The 17,113-nt window shown below is 75.8% G+C and carries 16 protein-coding genes; 5 read left to right on the forward strand and 11 right to left on the reverse strand.

The genetic code is table 11. The annotated features are described in order from the left end of the window. Positions 1 to 53: 53 nt before the first annotated feature. The 11 genes from hpf to DE149_RS08895 all read right to left on the reverse strand — a co-directional run bounded on the left by hpf (position 54) and on the right by DE149_RS08895 (position 12,271). Positions 54 to 731: a ribosome hibernation-promoting factor, HPF/YfiA family gene (gene hpf / locus DE149_RS08845; RefSeq protein ID WP_036316002.1), complete on the reverse strand. Its 678-nt coding sequence runs from the start codon at positions 729 to 731 to the stop codon at positions 54 to 56. 149 nt (positions 732 to 880) lie between these two features. Then, entirely contained in the window at positions 881 to 1,678 is a 798-nt protein-coding gene (locus DE149_RS08850) for a ComF family protein (RefSeq protein ID WP_036315999.1), read from the reverse strand. A 109-nt stretch (positions 1,679 to 1,787) separates the two neighbouring features. Continuing rightward, positions 1,788 to 3,533, reverse strand: a complete 1,746-nt coding sequence (locus DE149_RS08855) for an LpqB family beta-propeller domain-containing protein (protein WP_113914379.1) — start codon at positions 3,531 to 3,533, stop codon at positions 1,788 to 1,790. After that, positions 3,530 to 5,470 (reverse strand): MtrAB system histidine kinase MtrB, encoded by a 1,941-nt coding sequence (gene mtrB / locus DE149_RS08860; RefSeq protein ID WP_113914380.1) that lies wholly within the window; start codon positions 5,468 to 5,470, stop codon positions 3,530 to 3,532. The genes DE149_RS08855 and mtrB overlap by 4 nt, the downstream gene beginning before the upstream one ends. Before the next feature lie 4 nt (positions 5,471 to 5,474). Then, positions 5,475 to 6,155 carry an MtrAB system response regulator MtrA gene (gene mtrA / locus DE149_RS08865; protein ID WP_095346918.1) on the reverse strand — a complete coding sequence of 227 codons (681 nt, stop codon included), beginning with the start codon at positions 6,153 to 6,155 and terminating at the stop codon, positions 5,475 to 5,477. Between the two features lie 152 nt (positions 6,156 to 6,307). Continuing rightward, on the reverse strand, positions 6,308 to 7,423 hold the full coding sequence (locus DE149_RS08870; RefSeq protein ID WP_113914381.1) for a hypothetical protein: 1,116 nt from the start codon (positions 7,421 to 7,423) through the stop codon (positions 6,308 to 6,310). Then, entirely contained in the window at positions 7,416 to 7,805 is a 390-nt protein-coding gene (locus tag DE149_RS08875) for a chorismate mutase (RefSeq protein WP_002854878.1), read from the reverse strand. The genes DE149_RS08870 and DE149_RS08875 overlap by 8 nt, the downstream gene beginning before the upstream one ends. A 9-nt stretch (positions 7,806 to 7,814) precedes the next feature. Continuing rightward, entirely contained in the window at positions 7,815 to 8,951 is a 1,137-nt protein-coding gene (mnmA, locus tag DE149_RS08880) for a tRNA 2-thiouridine(34) synthase MnmA (RefSeq protein WP_036315990.1), read from the reverse strand. Positions 8,952 to 8,990: 39 nt separating this feature from the next. Next, positions 8,991 to 10,193, reverse strand: coding sequence for a cysteine desulfurase family protein (locus DE149_RS08885; RefSeq protein ID WP_113914382.1), 1,203 nt, complete (start codon positions 10,191 to 10,193; stop codon positions 8,991 to 8,993). Positions 10,194 to 10,230: 37 nt separating this feature from the next. Beyond that, a complete protein-coding gene (locus DE149_RS08890; protein ID WP_113914383.1) occupies positions 10,231 to 10,920 on the reverse strand; it encodes a TrkA family potassium uptake protein in 690 nt (229 codons plus the stop codon). Continuing rightward, positions 10,913 to 12,271 carry a TrkH family potassium uptake protein gene (locus DE149_RS08895; protein ID WP_052001132.1) on the reverse strand — a complete coding sequence of 453 codons (1,359 nt, stop codon included), beginning with the start codon at positions 12,269 to 12,271 and terminating at the stop codon, positions 10,913 to 10,915. Before DE149_RS08895 ends, DE149_RS08890 begins: the two co-directional genes overlap by 8 nt. 65 nt (positions 12,272 to 12,336) lie before the next feature. On the opposite strand from DE149_RS08895, the gene folP reads away from it, so the two are divergent. Genes folP through DE149_RS08920 form a run of 5 tightly spaced genes read left to right on the forward strand, consistent with a single transcriptional unit; the run spans position 12,337 to position 17,106 of the window. Beyond that, positions 12,337 to 13,326 carry a dihydropteroate synthase gene (gene folP / locus DE149_RS08900; RefSeq protein ID WP_080694965.1) on the forward strand — a complete coding sequence of 330 codons (990 nt, stop codon included), beginning with the start codon at positions 12,337 to 12,339 and terminating at the stop codon, positions 13,324 to 13,326. Further along, a complete protein-coding gene (locus DE149_RS08905) occupies positions 13,323 to 14,114 on the forward strand; it encodes a pyrimidine reductase family protein (protein WP_036338299.1) in 792 nt (263 codons plus the stop codon). The genes folP and DE149_RS08905 overlap by 4 nt, the downstream gene beginning before the upstream one ends. Next, a complete protein-coding gene (locus DE149_RS08910) occupies positions 14,111 to 15,067 on the forward strand; it encodes a J domain-containing protein (protein ID WP_113914384.1) in 957 nt (318 codons plus the stop codon). Before DE149_RS08905 ends, DE149_RS08910 begins: the two co-directional genes overlap by 4 nt. A 40-nt stretch (positions 15,068 to 15,107) precedes the next feature. Then, complete coding sequence (locus tag DE149_RS08915; protein WP_044659766.1) at positions 15,108 to 15,668, forward strand: tRNA (cytidine(34)-2'-O)-methyltransferase; 561 nt, start codon at positions 15,108 to 15,110, stop codon at positions 15,666 to 15,668. A gap of 7 nt (positions 15,669 to 15,675) precedes the next feature. Further along, the gene (locus DE149_RS08920; protein ID WP_044659765.1) at positions 15,676 to 17,106 is read left to right on the forward strand and encodes an anti-sigma factor domain-containing protein; all 1,431 of its coding nucleotides are present in this window, start codon (positions 15,676 to 15,678) and stop codon (positions 17,104 to 17,106) included. Positions 17,107 to 17,113: the final 7 nt, after the last annotated feature.

The raw sequence follows: 17,113 nt of genomic DNA on the forward strand, positions 1-17,113 counted from the left end.
GAGGGGAGGGGCGTCGCGGCGTCAGCAGGTCGTGGTCGACGTCGGCGGGGCGGTCAGTCCTCCCGCGTCTGGTATGCCTGCTCCCCCTCGGAGGCGGAGACGTGATCCTGAGGGAGGGACTCGTCCAGGCGGATCACGCCGTAGCTCCAGCCTCGGCGGCGGTAGACGACGGAGGGCACGCCGGTCTCGGCGTTCTGGAAGAGGTAGAAGTCGTGGCCGACCAGCTCCATCGCGTCCACGGCGTCGTCCACGCTCATGGGGGTCGCGGGGAACGCCTTCTGCCGGATGCGCACCGGGGTGCCCGCCTCGGGGGCGTCCTGCGCGGAGGCGTCCTCCGCGGCCAGCGCGGCGCCCGACGGCGGCAGCGGTGGCACGAAGCCGACCTCGCCCGCGCCGCGGGAGGCGCCGAGCTTGCCGCGGCGACGGTCCTTGCGCCGGTCGCGCAGGCGCCGCAGGCGCTCGGTCAGTCGGGCGGCGGCTTTGTCGAAGGCTGCCAGCTCGTCGTCCGCGGCGGCCTCAGCCCGCACGACGTCCCGCGGGCCGCGGACCGTCAGTTCCACGCGGACCGCCTCGTCTGAGTGCTTGTGGTGGGATTCCTTCGTCACGCGGACCTCGAGCGTGTCGGCGCCCTCGGCGAGCCGCTGGAGGCGCTCGGTGCGCTCGACGACGTGGTCGCGGAAGCTCTCCGAGAGGCTGATGTTGCGGGCGATGTAGCTGACATCCATGGTCATGGCGTCCTCCTGGTCCGACTCTCACGGGTCCGGCCTCGGGAGGGGAGGTGCGCCTCGGTGTCGCGTCCGCAGGGGGGCGTCGGGTCCGAGGGGGCGACCTCCTTCCAGCCGTCGGCAGGACGGGAACCGTAGGGGCGATTCCGTGCCGTTCACCCTACCCGGGGGCCTGGCCGGGGGCCAGGCTCGGCGGGGTCCCGCGGCGGGGCCACGGCCGCGAGCACGACGGCCCCGACGGGGTGCCCGCCGGCGCGGCGCACCGCCTCCGCGAGCGCGGCGAGGGTGGCACCGGTGGTGAGGACGTCGTCCACGAGCAGGACGGGCGCGCCGGCCGGCAGCCGCCCGGCGACGACGCGCCAGTCCCGGGCCCGCCGGCGGCGCTGGCCCGCCCCGGCGCCCGCGTGGGACGGGCCGCCGCCCCGGAGCGTGCTGGCGCGGGGCAGCAGGCGAGCACGGACGGCGTCGGAGACCAGCCACGGCGCCGGCAGCGCCCGGGTGAGCTCGGCGAGCGGGTCGTAGCCGCGCCGTCGGAATCCGACCGCGCCGCCCGGGACCGGGACGAGCAGGGCGTGCCGCGCCCCGGGCAGGTCCGGCTCGAGACGCGCCGCGGCGACGGTCCGGCACAGGGCCTCGCCCAGCACGCCGCGCAGGTGCAGCGCGTGATGGTCCTTGAACGCGAGCACGGCGGCCGCCAGCGGGTCTGCGTAGCGCCCGGCCGCCATCACCGGCAGCGGAGCGCCGCCGGGGCCCAAGGGCAGGGTCGGGGCGTCCTGCTCCGCCCGGAAGGGCCGGGACAGGGCGGCGGTCAGTCCCTCCGCGCAGGCCGGGCAGAGCCGGTGGCCCGGCGCGGCGCACACCGCGCACTCGGCGGGCAGGACCAGGTCGGCCAGGGCCCGACCGAGGGTGCCGAACACCGACGGCGGGGACGGGGAGGACGGCGGGGTGCGCATGCGACGAGTCCACCGCACGCCGCCGCCGTCCGGGCGCCGGGGCGAGCCGCTGTGCGGGACGGGGCGGCTGTGCAGGAGTGGACGACGGGGCGGCGGGCGCGGGCTCGGATCAGTCTGGGAACGAGAGGTCGCGCACCCCGCGGTCGAGCTCCTGCGCCCGCCACGAGGAGCCCACCAGCAGGAACACGAACTCGTCCGTCTCCGCGTAGTAGGCGCCGTCGTCGCCGACGGAGATCCCCCGCAGACCGCCCAGCGGGTTGAGCTCCCGGACGGTGCCATCGACCGAGACGATCCGCGGCACCACGCGCTCGTCGGGCTTCTCGGCGTACGCCGAGACGAGCAGGTTCGTGTCTCCGGCCCACTCCACCGAGTCCTCCGACCCGGAGGAGGGCAGCAGGATCGGCTCGGTCAGGGCGTTCGGCACCCCTTTCGAACCGCGCACGACGCCGGACACGCGCAGGGTGGTCCGCTGGCCGTCGTCGACGAGCATCGCGGCCCGGGCCCCACTCCGCGACAACCGCAGGTCGACGATCCGCTCGCCGGGCCGCAGCCAGGTGGCCGTCACGATGCGCTCCTGCCCGCCGGGCTGGGCCGAGACGGCGCGGATCCGCGAGGTCGTGCCCCGGTCGGCCGCCCACACCCAGCCCAGGAGGTCCAGCGACGGGACGGTGAGCCCGGTGCCGCGCAGCACCTCCCGCAGGGAGCCGTCCGTGCCGGCGACGTGGACCGCCGTCCGGTCACGGGTGACGAACGCGAATCGGCTGCGGTCGCCGGACATCGTCGGGCGGACCGGATCGAGCGCGGTGACGTCCGGAGCGCCGCCCACCGGCGTGACGCTGGTCCCCTGCACGTACACGAGTCCGCCCGTCGCCGCGTCGATGCCCACCTGGACCGATCCGACGGCGGGGTCGGTCTGGACCGGGGCGGGGCCGTCGTCTCCCGACGTGGACAGCTGGGCACCGGCGACGGTCACCTCGACCTCCTTGACCGACTGGAGGCCCCTCAGGGTCAGCTCCAGCTGCTCCCGCATGCGGTGCCGCCGCTCGGCGTCGGCCCCCTCGGCGGCCGCCTGGGTGAGGTCGACGTGGGCCACGCCGTCGTCGTCGACGCGCACCGTGGGCGCGGCCAGGTCGGTGCCGGTGCGCAGCGGGAAGGCCGTCTCCACCGCCCCGGCCAGATACGGTGCCGGCCCGCGCAGGAGCGCTCGCGTCACCGCGGTCACGGTGGTGCCCCGATTGACGAACCACCGCACGTCCGGCACGACGTAGCGCTTCGCGGTGTCGTAGAAGGCGAGCTCGTGCGGGGCGAACAGCTGTCCGAACTGCGCCTGGGAGAGCAGCGTGCCGTTCTCCGTGGACGTGATCCGCATGCCCTGCGGCCGTTCCTGCACCGTGACGGCCCAGGCCCGCGTGGTCCCCGGCGGCGCGATGGTCCGCAGGCCGTACTCGTCGATCTCCGAGTCGACCTCGACCAGGACCTGATAGTCCCCGTCGCCGTCGCCCCGGGTGATGCGCGGCTCCGCCGAGTACACGAGGGTGCGCTGCCCGGGCGTCCACTGGGTGGCCGCGGGGCCGTCGAGGAACTCGCGCGCCACCGCGTAGTCGTCCTGCGGGCTCGTGCCCGCGAGCAGGAAGCCCCGGATGGCCTCCTCCGCCGTGTCCGACTCGGCGGGTCCCGGCGGATGGAACTGCGGCGCGTCGGCGGCCGCGCCGGCCCCGTCGACCGGGTCGGCACTGCGCACTTCGGAGCTCTGGGGGATCTGGGTGCAGCCGCTGAGGGCGAGCACCAGGGCGACGATCACCGCGACGACGGCGACACGCGGCGGACGGGGCGGCTGCGGATCCACGGTGGTCATCGGGCCTCCTCTGCCGCATCCTCGCCGGTCCGGTCCCCGGCGGCCGGCCCGTCGGCGGGATCCCCCGGAGGGACCCTGCGCACCGGCCGGGTCGGTGCGGTCAGGGCCTGCTCGTCCTGGCGCGCGCACGGCGGGGCGTCCGCGGCCGTGGCGGCGACGTCCGCGACCCTGCCGACGGCGTCGGCGTCGGCGTCCGCCTCCTGCGGGACGGGTCGGGACAGGTCATCGGCGTACCGGCGGTCCGCCGTGCTGTAGCGGGGCGGGATGGGCAGCACGGAGCGGCCGATCGGTTCGGGGGCCTCCGCGCCCTGCGCGGCCGGGCGCGGCGCCCGCGGCAGGGTCACCATGAAGGTGGACCCCTCCCCCAGCTCGCCCCACGCCTCGAGCCGGCCGCCGTGCAGCCGGGTGTCCTCGGTGGCGATCGCCAGACCCAGTCCGGACCCGCCGGTGGTGCGCTTGCGTGAGGGGTCGGCCCGCCAGAACCGGTCGAACACGCGCTGCACCTGCTCGGGGCTCATGCCGATGCCGTGGTCCACGACGGCGAACGTGACGGCCTCCTCGTCGGCCGCCACGAGCACGTCCACCGGCCGGCCCTCGGCGTGCTCGATCGCGTTGTTCACCAGGTTGCGCAGGATCCGTTCGATCCGCCGCGGGTCGACCCAGGCGACGTGGCCGTCGGCGCGGTCCCGGTCCATGGGCACCACGTACACGGGCACGCCGCTCTGATCGGCCAACGGCTGAGAGGTGAGCACGACGTCGCGGGCCAGCTCGAGCATGTCCGTGGCCTCGAGGGCTGGGGTGGCGGCGCCGGCGTCGAACCGGGTGATCTCCAGCAGGTCCGCGAGCATGGCCTGGAAGCGGTCCACCTGGTGGTAGAGCAGCTCGGTCGAGCGTCGGCTGACCGGGTCGAAGTCCTCACGCGAGCCGTACAGCACGTCGGCCGCCATCCGCACGGTCGTCAGCGGCGTGCGCAGTTCATGGGAGACGTCCGAGACGAACCGCTGCTGCATCTGGGACAGCTGGGCGAGCTGGCCGATCTGGTCCTGGATGCTGTCCGCCATCCGGTTGAAGGACATGCCCAGGCGGGCCATCTCGTCCTCACCGTCGACCGGCATCCGCACGGCCAGGTTGCCGCTCGAGAGGGACTCGGCCGCCCGGGCCGCCTGCTGCACGGGCCGGGTCACACGCCGCGAGACCCACCACGAGACCAGCACGTTGATCACCAGGAAGCCGACGCCGAACACCAGCAGCACCCCGAGCACCGAGTCGAGCGAGCTCTGGACGTCCGCGAGGTCGTAGACGAGGTAGAGCCCGTAGGTGGCACCCGGGGGCAGCACCACCTGGGTGCCGAACACGAGGCCGGGCCGGGTGCCGCCGCCGGGGTCCGGCAGCGCCACGCTCGCGTCGTACACGCCCGGCCCGGAGGCGACCGCGTCCTGCAGCTCCTGGGGGATCACCGCGGGATCGAGACCGGCGGAGGAGATCGTCCCCACGTACGCGGACTCGGAGCCCGGCAGCGGGGCGAGGTGGTAGCGGCGGCGGATCGTGGTGCCCGAGTCCCCCTCGAGGGCACGCAGGGTCTGGGTCACCAGCACGTCCGTGCTCTGCGCGTCCGTGGCGGTGGTCTGCGCGAACGTCTCGCGCACCTGGCTCAGGCCACGGCGAGCCTCGGCCTGGACCTGCTCGTAGCGGGCCTCGAAGAGTGCCTGGGTGATCTGCTGCGTCAGGAACGCGGCGACCACGAGGCCCGCGAGGATCGAGAGCAGGGCCGCGAGCACCGCCGTGCGCAGCCGCAGGGACCGGCGCCACCGACGGCGCAGCGCACGCCACGCGGGGCCGGGGACCCACGACCGTGGGCGGCCGGCGGCGGGCTCGACCGGCTCGGCGCCGGCCTCGGCCGCCGGGGCCGCGCTCACACCCGGGCCGGACACGGTCATGCGCTCAGCCCTGGCCGGCCTTGTACCCGACGCCGCGGACGGTCAGCACGACGCACGGGTTCTCGGGATCCGGCTCGACCTTGGAGCGCAGGCGCTGGACGTGGACGTTCACGAGCCGGGTGTCGGCCTGGTGCCGGTAGCCCCAGACCTCCTCCAGCAGCATCTCGCGGGTGAAGACGTGGCGCGGCCGCCGGGCGAGGGCCACGAGGAGGTCGAACTCCAGCGGGGTGAGGGCGATGCCGACGCCGCCGCGGGTGACCTGGTGGCCCGCCACGTCGATCTCGAGGTCCCCGATGTGCAGGACCTCCGCCGGCTTCGCCTCCCCCTCACGCAGGCGGGCCCGGACGCGGGCCACGAGCTCGGCCGGCTTGAACGGCTTGGGCACGTAGTCGTCGGCACCCGACTCGAGGCCGCGCACGATGTCCGCCGTGTCCGACTTGGCCGTGAGCATCACGATCGGCACGTCCGACTCGCCTCGGATGAGCCTGCAGACCTCGATGCCGTCGATGCCGGGGAGCATGAGGTCCAGCAGCACGAGATCGGGGCGCTCGCGGTGGAACGCGGGCAGTGCGGAGGTGCCGTCCGCGGCGAACGCCGGCTCGAAGCCGTCGTTGCGCAGGACGATGCCGATCATCTCGGCCAGCGCCTCGTCGTCGTCCACCACCAGGATCTTGGCCTTGCCCATCCTGACCTCCTCGTCAGCGCTCCCCCCGGCGCCGCGAGCGGGACCGGCCCCGGGCACAGGAAATTTTCAGGATCAGCCCGATGATACCCGCCGGGCGGGCCCGTCCACGGCGGACGACGCCGGAGGTCGCCGGCGCCCGTCGGGGCGCCGGCTCAGCCGCGCAGCTCGGCAAGCCGTGCGGCCAGCTCCTCCGCGTCCCGCCGCAGAGTGCGGAGCACGGCGGGGTCGTGCGACCCCGCCGCCGTGAGGCCGACGTCACCCACCCGTCCGGGGTCCACCCCCAGCCGGTCCCACGTGCGGACGACGTCGACCGGGCGCACGCCCGGCTCGGGGGCCAGGGTCAGCCCGCGCCCGACGTCGGCCCAGCCGGCCGCCGCCTCCCACGCCTCGCGGGTGCCGGGCGAACCGTCCGTGCCGTCGTCGAGGGGGCCCACGCCCACCACGAGCGAGACCGGGGCCCGGGCGGGCGCGTCCGCGGCTGCGTCGGGCCTGGGCAGGGACTCTCCCGTCAGCGTCGCCAGCGCGGCGGGCCCGGGCAGCTCGGCCCCCGGGGAGGCGGCGCGGCGGCCCGGCGCGAGCCACACTCGGGCGACGTCGGGCAGAGCGGTGAGCACGTCGAGGGCGGCGCGCCACAGTCCGCGGGCCTCCTCGCGCGGCAGGGACCGGACGGTGCGGTACCCGCTCGCGGTGGGCAGGGTCCCGGCGAGGACGGCCGCCGCCCACGGCTCGTCGACGACGACGCCGAGGCGGGCCGCCCCGGTGGCCCTTCGGAGGCGGGGCAGGGCGTCCTGCAGCCCCTCGAGATAGGACTCGGCGACGTCGCGGCGGGCGCCGTGGTCGCCGAGGACGCGCTCTCCCCCGGGCAGCCAGAGGCCGGCGAGCAGGCTGAGCGGGCCGCGCACCCGCACGGCCAGACGTTCGACGACGGCGCCCTCGGCCCCCGCGGTGTCCGCCCAGCGGTGCGCGTCCTCGTGCCAGAGGGAGACGGCGCGGCGTCGGTCGCGGCCGGAGCCGACGGCCCCGGGCGGGCTGACCCGCCAGCCGTGCGGCTGCAGGTCGACGGCCAGCTCCTGCAGGAGGGCGGCCGAGCGGCCGGTGGCGTCGGCGCCGGGTCCGCGCTCGGGCAGCTCGGGGAGCACCGGCCAGTGGTCCGCGCCGAGCTCGCCGAGCGTGACGCGCTGCGCCTCTGCGACGTCGGTGCCGCGCCACGGCGTGCCGCCGAGGGCGACGGGGCCGGTGGCGCCGTCGTCGTGGGCGGCCTCAGTCATCCGCGTCCCCGGAGCCCGCCCCCGGCTCCGCCTCGGCGTCCGGCCGGCCCTCGGCCGCCAGCGCGCGGTGGTGGCGGATGACCTCGGCGATGATGAAGTTCAGGAACTTCTCGGCGAACGCGGGCTCGAGGTCGGCCTCGAGCGCGAGCCGGTGCAGCCGCGCGATCTGGGCGGCCTCACGCCCGGGGTCCGAGGGCGGCAGGTCGTGGCGGGCCTTCAGCGCACCGACCCGCTGCGTGAACTTGAACCGCTCGGCCAGGAGGTAGACGAGCGAGGCGTCGATGTTGTCGATGCTGCCGCGGATCGCGAAGAGCTCGTCGAGGACCGCCGGGTCCGCGGTGCCGGGCAGCGAGCTGGCGTGGGGGTCGTAGTCCGGGCTCATGGCCGAAGCCTACGCATCCGCGGGGGCGGACAGCCGGGCATTGCGGGCGGTGTCGATGGTGGCCTGGCCGAGCACGCGGGTGCCCCGGTACAGGACGGCCGTCTGACCGGGAGCCACGCCGCGCAGGGGGCGCGCCGGCTCGATCTCCCACCCCGGATGCCCCGCCGCGTCCGCGCGCTGGCGGGCGCGGGCCTCGACGATCTCGCCGTGGGCCCGGAACTGCAGCGCACAGTCGAACCAGGCGCCCGTGCGGGCTTCGGGCACCGGGGCGCCGGCCCACGACGGGCGGATGCCGGTGATGCGGTCGACGTCGAGCAGCTCACGCCCGCCGACGACCACGGTGTTCTCCTTCGGCCGCACCTCGAGCACGAACCGGGGCTTGCCGTCGGGCGCGGGACGGCCGATGGCCAGGCCCTTGCGCTGGCCGACCGTGAACGCCTGGGCGCCCGCGTGGGTCCCGAGCTCCTGTCCCTCCGGGTCCACGATGGGGCCGGGGGCCAGGTCGATGCGCTCGGCCAGCCAGCCGCGGGTGTCGCCGTCGGGGATGAAGCAGATGTCGTGGGAGTCCGGCTTCGCCGCCACGGACAGGCCGCGCTCGGCCGCCTCGGCGCGCACGAGCTCCTTGGACGGCGTGTCCGCGAGCGGGAAGAGGCAGTGGGCGAGCTGATCCGCGGTCAGCACACCGAGCACATAGGACTGGTCCTTCGCGTCGTCCGCGGCGCGGTGCAGCTCCAGCGAGCCGTCCGGACCGGGCCGCACGGCGGCGTAGTGGCCGGTGCAGACGGCGTCGAAGCCCAGCTCGAGGGCGCGCTCGAGCAGCGCCGCGAACTTGATGCGCTCGTTGCAGCGCATGCACGGGTTGGGCGTGCGGCCGGCCTCGTACTCGGCCACGAAGTCGTCCACGACGTCCTCCGCGAACCGCTCGGAGAAGTCCCACGTGTAGAAGGGGATGCCGAGCCGCTCGCACGCGCGCCACGCATCCGAGGCGTCCTCGATGGTGCAGCAGCCGCGCGAGCCGGTGCGCAGGGTGCCGGGCATGCGGGACAGGGCCAGGTGGACGCCGACGACGTCGTGCCCGGCGTCCACGGCACGCGCCGCGGCGACGGCGGAGTCGACTCCCCCGGACATGGCGGCCAGGACCTTCACGGGCGTACTCCTCTCTCGACGACGGACGGGCGGTCCAGTCTAGACGCCCCGCCCCAGCAGCGCCCGCAGCGCGTCGATGAGCGCGGCCGCCTCGGCCGGTGTCGTCGTCCGGCCGAGGGTGAACCGCTGGGTGGCCCGCGCGTCGGCCTCCGTCCGCCCCGGCAGGGCCGCGACCACGTGCGACGGCTCGGCCACCCCGGCGGTGCACGCCGACCCGGACGAGGTGTCCAGCCCGGCCATGTCGAAGGAGAACAGCAGCGCGTCCGCCGTCCGGCCCGGCACGGTGATGTGGACGTTGCCGGGCAGTCGGCGCGTCCCCGGCGACAGCGCCTGCCCCGTCGCCGGGTCGAGGTCTCGCGGCCCGGTCAGGCGCACCCCGTCCAGGGCGTCGACGGCGGCGATCACCTCGTCCCGCAGCCCGCCCAGGCGGGCGGCCTCGGCGGGCTGCTCCGCGACGGCCTCCGCCACGGCGGCCGCCAGCGCGGCGGCCAGGGCCACCGAGACCGTGCCCGAGCGCAGGCGGCGTTCCTGGCCGCCGCCGTGCACCACGGCCTCCAGCGTGACGTCCCGGCGCACGAGCAGGGCGCCGACACCCACGGGGGCGCCGACCTTGTGCCCCGAGACGGCCAGGGTCGCGGCCCCGGACGCGGCGAAGTCCACGGGCACCGCCCCGAGGGCCTGGACGGCGTCGGTGTGCAACGGGACCCCGTGGTCGGCCGCAAGCCGGGCGGCCTCGGCCACGGGCTGGACCGTGCCGATCTCGTTGTTGGCCCACATCAGCGTGGCCAGGGCGGTCCGCTCGGGCGCGGTCGCCAGCGCGGCCCCCCATGCGGCGAGGTCGACCCGCCCGTCGTCGTCGACCGGGACGAGCACCGGCTCGGCGCCCTCGTGCGCGGCGAGCCAGTCCACCACGTCGAGGACCGCGTGGTGCTCGATGCCGGTCAGCACGATCCGGGTGCGCTCCGGAGCGGCCGCGCGGCGGGCCCGGTACAGCCCCTGGATGGCGAGGTTGTCCGCCTCGGTGCCCCCGGACGTGAGGATCACCTCGGTGGGGTGCGCCCCGAGCGCCGCGGCGATGCGCTCCCGCGCCTCCTCGAGGCGCAGCTTGGCCCGGCGGCCGGAGGCGTGGAGGGAGGCCGGGTTGCCGGGCAGCGCGGCCGCCTCGGCCAGGGCCGCGAGCGCGGTGGGGCGCACCGTCGTGGTGGCGGCGTGGTCCAGGTGCACGCGGTCCGGGGTGGTCACCCGGCCAGTCTAGGAGCCGCGCCGGATGTGCCCCGGCTCAGTCCCGGGCGAGGAACCGCTCGACGTCGCGGGTCGGGCCCACCAGGAGGATCGTGTCCTCGGGCTCGAGCACGTAGTGACTCGGCGGGTAGAGCCACGTGCCGCGGCTGCGGACGGCGACCACGCGCATGCCCCGCTCCCCCGCGAGCCCGGTGGCTCGCAGGTCCCTGCCCAGCAGGCGCGACGGCGGCGTGGCCCGGACCATGGCCAGGCCCGGCTCGACCTCGACGAAGTCCTGGAAGGACGTGCTGACCAGGTGCGCCACGCGGCGGCCCATGTCCCGCTCCGGGTGGACCACGTGCTCCACGCCGAGCTGACGCAGGATCTCGCCGTGGCGGTCGTCGTTGGCCTTGGCCCAGAGCTGGTGCGTCCCGAACCGCCGCATCAGCGAGACGGTGAGGATCGAGTCGGCGAGGTCGCCGCCGATGGCGACGACGACGTGGTCCATCTCGTGGACCGAGAGCTGGCGCATCGCCTCCTCGGCCGTGCTGTCCGCGCGGACGACGTGGGTCAGCCGGCCGTTGAGCGCCTGGACGGCCTCGGCGTCGGCGTCGACCCCCAGCACGTGGCAGTCGGACTCCATGAGCTCGAGGGCGACCCCGGAGCCGAACCGGCCGAGCCCGAGGACGGCCACGGTGGGGCGGTCGCCCCAGCGGGGGGCGAACAGGGAACGGGTGAGATCAGCCAATGAGGGGCCTCTCCTTCGGGTACTCGAAGTGGCGGGTGCGGTCGGTCAGGGCCAGGCTGCCGGCGACGGTGGCGGGGCCGATGCGGCCGACGAACATGAGGAGCATGAGGATGCCCTGCGCGGCCGGCGGCAGCTGGGCGGTGATGCCGGTGGACAGGCCCACCGTGCCGAACGCGGACACGCACTCGAACAGGATCTGGTCGGTCGTGAACGAGGACAGGCCCATGAGCGCCATCGTGGCGACGGCGATCGCGGTCGCGGAGAGCATGATCACGGTGATCGCCTCGCGGTGCGTGGTCCGGGAGAGCCGGCGGCCGAACGCATGGACGGCGCCCTCCCCCCGGATCTCCGCGAGCACGATGAACAGCAGGACGCTCGCCGTCGTGATCTTCACGCCCGAGGCGGTGCCGGCGGGGCCGCCGCCGATGAACATGAGCATGTCGGTGCCGAAGAGCGTCACGGGGTGCATCTGCCCGTAGTCCAGGGTGTTGAAGCCGGCGGTGCGGGTCGTGACGGACTGGAAGAACGCCGCGAGCACGCGCGAGGCCGGGTCCAGACCGCCCAGGGTCCGCGGGTTGGACCACTCGAGGACGAGGTACATGAGCGTGCCGCCCACCAGCAGCACCGCGGTGCCCACGAGCACGAGCCGGACCGTGAGATTCCACCGCTCGGGTCGACGCAGGTCCCGCCGCAGGGTCAGCACGACCGGCAGGCCCAGGCCGCCCAAGATGATCGCCGCCGCGATCGGCAGGCAGATGAACGGGTCCGAGACGAAGCCCATGAGGTTGTCGCTGAACAGCGCGAACCCGGCGTTGTTGAATGCGGAGACCGCGTGGAAGACCCCCTGCCACAGTGCCTGGCCCGGGGACATCCCCACGCCCAGCCAGAAGCGCAGGCTCAGCAGCAGCGCCACCGAGGCCTCGACGGCCGTGGAGTACAGGATCAGGGCCCGCAGCACCCGGGGCAGGTCCCCGATCCCCTCGGCCCGGGTGGAGGCCGCGGCGTCGAGGCGCTGGGTGAGGCCGAGCCGCCGGAGGATCACCAGCCCCAGCAGCGACGTGAACGTCATGACGCCCAGGCCACCGAGCTTGATGAGCGCGAGGATCACGACCTGGCCCAGGGGTGTCCAGAACGTCTGGGTGTCCACGACGCCGAGTCCCGTCACCGTGGTGGCGCTGGTCGCCGTGAACGCGGCCTCCAGCGGGGTGGGCGCGCGGCCCTGATACGAGGCGGGCAGCAGCAGTGCGCCGGTGCCCGTCACGATGACGACGAGGAAGGACCCGACCACGAGCTGGGTCGGACGGATGCGGGGCCGACGCGGGCCGACCCGCGGCGACGAGGTGGATGCCACGGGAGGGAAATATAGTCCTCCCGGGGCGCACTGTCACCGTGCGGCGCCGATGGTTGAATGGCCGGGTGCCGACCCCCTCCGTCCCCCTCGTCCACCCGGTGCACCGGTTCGCCCACCAGGAGATCGACTTCCGCCGCCGGATCGTCACGATGGCCGTGGTCAACCGCACCCCGGACTCCTTCTACGACGACGGCGCCGGCGCCGTCCTGGAGGACGCCCTCGCCCAGGCCCACGCCGCGGCGGACGCCGGAGCCGAGTGGGTCGACGTCGGCGGCCTGCCGTTCGCGCCCGGGGCGGAGCTCGACCCCGCCGAGGAGGCGGCGCGGGTGGTCCCCCTGATCGCGGCCCTGCGGAGCGGAGACGGAGCCGGGTCGTCCGAGGCGTCGCGCCGGCTGATCCTCTCGGCGGACACGTTCCAGCCGGCCGTGGCCGAGGCGGCCCTGGCCGCGGGGGCGGACGTCGTCAACGACACCACGGGACTGTTCCACGCGGACCTGGGCCGGGTGGTGGCCGCCGCGGGCGCGCACCTCGTGGTCACCCACTCCCTCGCCCACGTGCGCGGACCCCGGGCCGTGGTCCCCCGGCCGACGTACGGCGACGTCGTCACGGAGGTCCGCGACCACCTGCGGCGCACCGTCGACCGTGCTGTGGCGCTCGGCGTCCCCGAGGAGAGGATCATCGTGGACCCCGGCCACGATCTGAACAAGAACACCCGGCACACCCTCGAGATCACGCGGCGGCTGGACGAGATCGCCGCCCTGGGGCTGCCCGTGCTGGCCGCGGTCTCGAACAAGGACTTCATCGGCGAGAGCCTGGACAAGCACCGGCACGAGCGGCTGCCCGGCTCGCTGGCCGCGGCCGCTGCCTGCGTGTACGGCGGCGCCCGGATCCTGCGCATGCACGACGCCGACGCCTCCGTCTCGGCGGCCCGCATGCTCGAGTGCGTGTTCGGGTGGCGTGAGCCGGCGCGCCTGGTCCACAACATGGGTGCGGAGAACCCGCCGCCGGACCGCAGCACCCTCGCCGAACACCGGGTCCATGGGGGCCGGGCGTGAGGCGCCTGGCCGAGACCGGCCCCGGCCTGGACGACGACGCCCTCCGCGCCGCCCTCGCGGCCCCGACGGTCGAGGACACCGGCCCCGGGCCCTGGGTCCGCGTCGTGTTCATCGCCTCCGCCGACGGCGCGGCCACCCTGGACGGCCGTGCCGGTGGGCTCGGCTCCCCCGCGGACCAGCGGCTGCTCTCGCTCTCCCGGCACGACGCCGACGTCGTGCTCGTGGGGGCCGGGACCATCCGGGCCGAGGGCTACGAGGGAGCGCTGCTGTCCGAGGAGGACCGGCGTCGACGCGCGGACGCCGGCGGGCCCGCGGACCCGCCCGTGGCCGTGGTCAGCGGCAGCCTGGACCTGGACCCGGAGTCCGCGTTCTTCACGGCCGCCCCGGTGCGCCCCTGGATCCTCACGTCCCGGGCCGCCCTCGCGGGCGAGCCGGAGCGGGCGACGGCCCTGGCCGCGCGCGCCGAGGTGCTGGCGGTCGGCGAGGAGCACGTGGATCCCCAGACCGTGGTGGCGACCCTGCACGCGCGCGGCGCCCGCGTCGTCCACTGCGAGGGCGGACCGCGCCTGTTCGGCAGCCTCGCGGCGGCCGGCCTCGTGGACGAGGTGCACCTCACCGTGGCGCCGCTGCTGGCCGGACCCGCCGCCGGCCGCGTCCTGACCGGCGAGGACGGCCCCGGCCTCCCCGCCCGGCTGCAGCTGGTCCAGGTGCTCCACGACGACGGCATGCTGTTCCTGCGCCTGCACCACGAGCGGCACGCCTCCCCCGACCCGGACCCCACGCCGTGAGCGCGGCCGAGGAGCACCGCACCGCCTACGAGGTCCTGGGCGTGTCCCGCGACGCGACCGCCGACGAGGTCCGGCGGGCCTACCGCCGCGCGGCCCGGGCCGCGCACCCCGACGTGGGCGGCGACCCCGCCGCCTTCCGGGCCGTGACGCGGGCGTGGGACCTGCTCGGCGACGCCGAGGCCCGGCGCCGGTACGACCTCTCGCTGCCCGGACTCGACGTCGCCCGGGCCCGCGACCCCCGCGCGCGGGCCGGATCAGGGCGGGCGAGACCGTCGGGACCGTCCGGACCCGGCGGACGTGCCGCCCGCCCCGTGCGCTACGAGCCCCCGCCCGGCGAGGCGGAGGCCGACCCGACCGTGCTGGACCTGCCGCGATCGAGCCAACGCGTCCACGGGGCACCGCGGCCGCGCGGGATCCTGCCGGACGAGCACCGGGTGCTGCGGCAGGCCCGCACCCTCGACGTGCTGCTGCGCCACGTGGCGGACGCGCTGCCGGCCGCCCGGGTCCTGACCGGGCTGCGGCTGGGCGGGCGCTGGGGACGGCACCTCGACGTGGACCACGCGGTGCTGTGCGGCCATCGCCTGGCGCTGATCGGCTCCGTCATGGTCCCGGAAGGGACCTACACCTGGGACGGGGCGGACCTGCGCTCCCGGAGCCGTCCCGTGGCCCCGCCGCTGCTCGGCCCCGCGATGATGGCGTGGCAGCAGGCCCTGCCCCAAGTCACCGTCGGCGGATTCGTGCACGTGATGACGGACCGCGACGCGCGGCACGCACCCGTGATCCGCCACACGCGCGGCGCCGACGCGCCGGAGGCGCAGGCCGACCTGCTCACCGCCCCGCCCGCACCCGGGATCGCGTTCGCGCGCGAGGTCGCGCTCTTCCTGGGCACCGGCACGGACCCGGATCTCGTGGACCGGCGCGCGCTCGGCGCGCTGGTCGACCGGCTCCACTGAGGCACGCCCCCGCCCGGCGGCGCCCCACTAGGCTGGGCGCGTGCCCGACTCCCCCACCCCACCCCGCCCGAACCCGCACGAGGGCGCCGACCGCGCCCCGGCGCCCGGCACCCCCGGCTTCCGGATCCTGCTGCTCACCCCGGAGATCCCCGGCAACACCGGCAACGCGATCCGGCTCGCCGCCCTCACGGGGGCCGAGCTGCACCTCGTGGAGCCGCTGGGCTTCGGGTTCGAGGACGCCCACCTGCGCCGCGCCGGCCTGGACTACCACGACCTCGCGGTGGTGACGGTGCACCCGGACCTCGACGCTGCGCTCGCGGCCCTCGCCCCCGCCCGTGTGCTGGCCTTCACCGCGCGCGGGTCCGTGCGGCACGACCGGGTCGCCTACCGGCCCGGCGACGTGCTGCTCTTCGGCCGCGAGTCCACCGGCCTGCCCGAGGAGGTGCTGACCGATCCGCGGGTCACCGAGACCGTCTGCCTGCCCATGCAGCCGGCCCGTCGGTCCCTGAACCTGGCGAACGCCGTCTCCATCGCCGTGTACGAGGCCTGGCGCCAGCACGACTTCGCCGGGTCCGCTGCCCGCCCCGATTCCCTAGACTGAGGCCACCATGCAGACTCCTGACGCGTCCGAGCCCCACGCCGACCGCCCCGATGACGCCGGCCAGCCCGCCCTGGACACCCTCCTGCGCCGCAGCGCCGAGGGTGACCGGGCCGCGTTCTCCGCGTTCTACGACGCCACGGTCCCGTGGGTGCACGGCCTGGCCGAAGCGATGTTCGGCCCCGGCGACGACGCCGCCGCGGCCACGGTCCGCACCTACCTGACGGCATGGGAGGAGGCCTCCGAGGCCGGGCTCGACCTGAGCGAGCGTGACGACGCGACCCACCGCGAGCGCCAGGTGTTCACGTGGCTCGAGGTCCTCGCCCACCGCGTGATGACCTCGCTGCGCCGCGCCGGCGGCTCCGCGGCGGAACGTGGGCGTCGTCCCGGCCCGGCCGGGCCCGCGCCGTTGCCCGAGGACCTCGTCGACCGCGTGGCCCCGGACGCCTACGAGGCCGTGCGACTGGCGTGGCTGGGCGGCTGCACCGACCGGGAGGTCGCCGATCGGCTGGGTCTGCCGGCCGACCAGGCCCGCACCCTCCTGCGTGACGGCGTGCGGCAGGTCGTGGCGGCCCGCCGCGACCTCACGCAGGACGCCGCCCGGCCGTCCGCGCCGGCCCCGGCGACCGGCCCGGCACTCGGCGCGGACGTGCGCGAGGACGTGGACGCCGGCCGCGCACTCGAGCTGGCCGACCTCTCGGCTGTGCACGCCCTCGACACGGCCGGGCACACCGCGGCCTTCTCCGCCGTGCAGCGGCGGGGCGGCGAGCTGGCCCGGTGGCGCTCCCGGGTGGACGGTGCGCGCCAGGCGGTGGCCTGGGCGTTCCGGTCCGTGACGGCCGAGCCGCCGTCGGCCCTGCTCGACGAGGTCCTGCGTCGCCTGCCCGCCCAGGACGTGGGCATGGACCTGATCGGCGACGAGTCCGCCCCCGCCGGCCCGCCGCGGGACCGCCTGCGCTGGCTCAAGGTGACCGCCCTCCTGCTGCTCGCGGCCCTCGTGCTCGGCGTCGGCGGGTGGACGGTGTGGAGTCAGTTCACGCGGCCGGGCATCGTGCACCGCATCGACCAGTCGAAGGACCTGTTCACGACCTCGGAGTACCCGGCCCAGGACGGCGGCACGGTCCAGGCGTTCCTGTCCCGGGAGCAGAACAGTGGCTACCTGACGATCAGCGGGATGCCCCAGCTGCCGGAGGGTCAGTCCTACCAGCTGTGGCTCTACCCCTCGGACGGCACGGCCCCGGCCTCGCTCGGCACGTTCGACGCCAACGGCTTCGGCGAGCCCGTCACCTTCCGGGGGCTGGACCGCTTCGCGGCGATGGGCATCTCCGTGGAGCCCAGCTCGGGCTCGGAGGTGCCGACGTCGGAGCCCGTCGTCGGCGTGGACCTCGACCCCACCGCGCAGACCGGCCCGCGCTACGGCGGTCGGCCGAGCACCAACTGAGATCCCC

Origin of the sequence: Micrococcus sp. KT16 (genome assembly GCF_003315015.1) — a bacterium.
In the GTDB taxonomy this organism is placed as follows: Bacteria; Actinomycetota; Actinomycetes; order Actinomycetales; family Micrococcaceae; genus Micrococcus; species Micrococcus luteus.

Bases quoted from the DNA above. Each gene is read 5' to 3' on its own strand.
- DE149_RS08855 (WP_113914379.1), bottom strand. From the start codon at position 3,533: ATGACCACCGTGGATCCGCAGCCGCCCCGTCCGCCGCGTGTCGCCGTC.
- DE149_RS08920 (WP_044659765.1), top strand. From the start codon at position 15,676: ATGCAGACTCCTGACGCGTCCGAGCCCCACGCCGACCGCCCCGATGAC.
- hpf (WP_036316002.1), bottom strand. From the start codon at position 731: ATGACCATGGATGTCAGCTACATCGCCCGCAACATCAGCCTCTCGGAG.
- mtrA (WP_095346918.1), bottom strand. From the start codon at position 6,155: ATGGGCAAGGCCAAGATCCTGGTGGTGGACGACGACGAGGCGCTGGCC.
- DE149_RS08870 (WP_113914381.1), bottom strand. From the start codon at position 7,423: ATGACTGAGGCCGCCCACGACGACGGCGCCACCGGCCCCGTCGCCCTC.
- mtrB (WP_113914380.1), bottom strand. From the start codon at position 5,470: ATGACCGTGTCCGGCCCGGGTGTGAGCGCGGCCCCGGCGGCCGAGGCC.
- DE149_RS08875 (WP_002854878.1), bottom strand. From the start codon at position 7,805: ATGAGCCCGGACTACGACCCCCACGCCAGCTCGCTGCCCGGCACCGCG.
- DE149_RS08850 (WP_036315999.1), bottom strand. From the start codon at position 1,678: ATGCGCACCCCGCCGTCCTCCCCGTCCCCGCCGTCGGTGTTCGGCACC.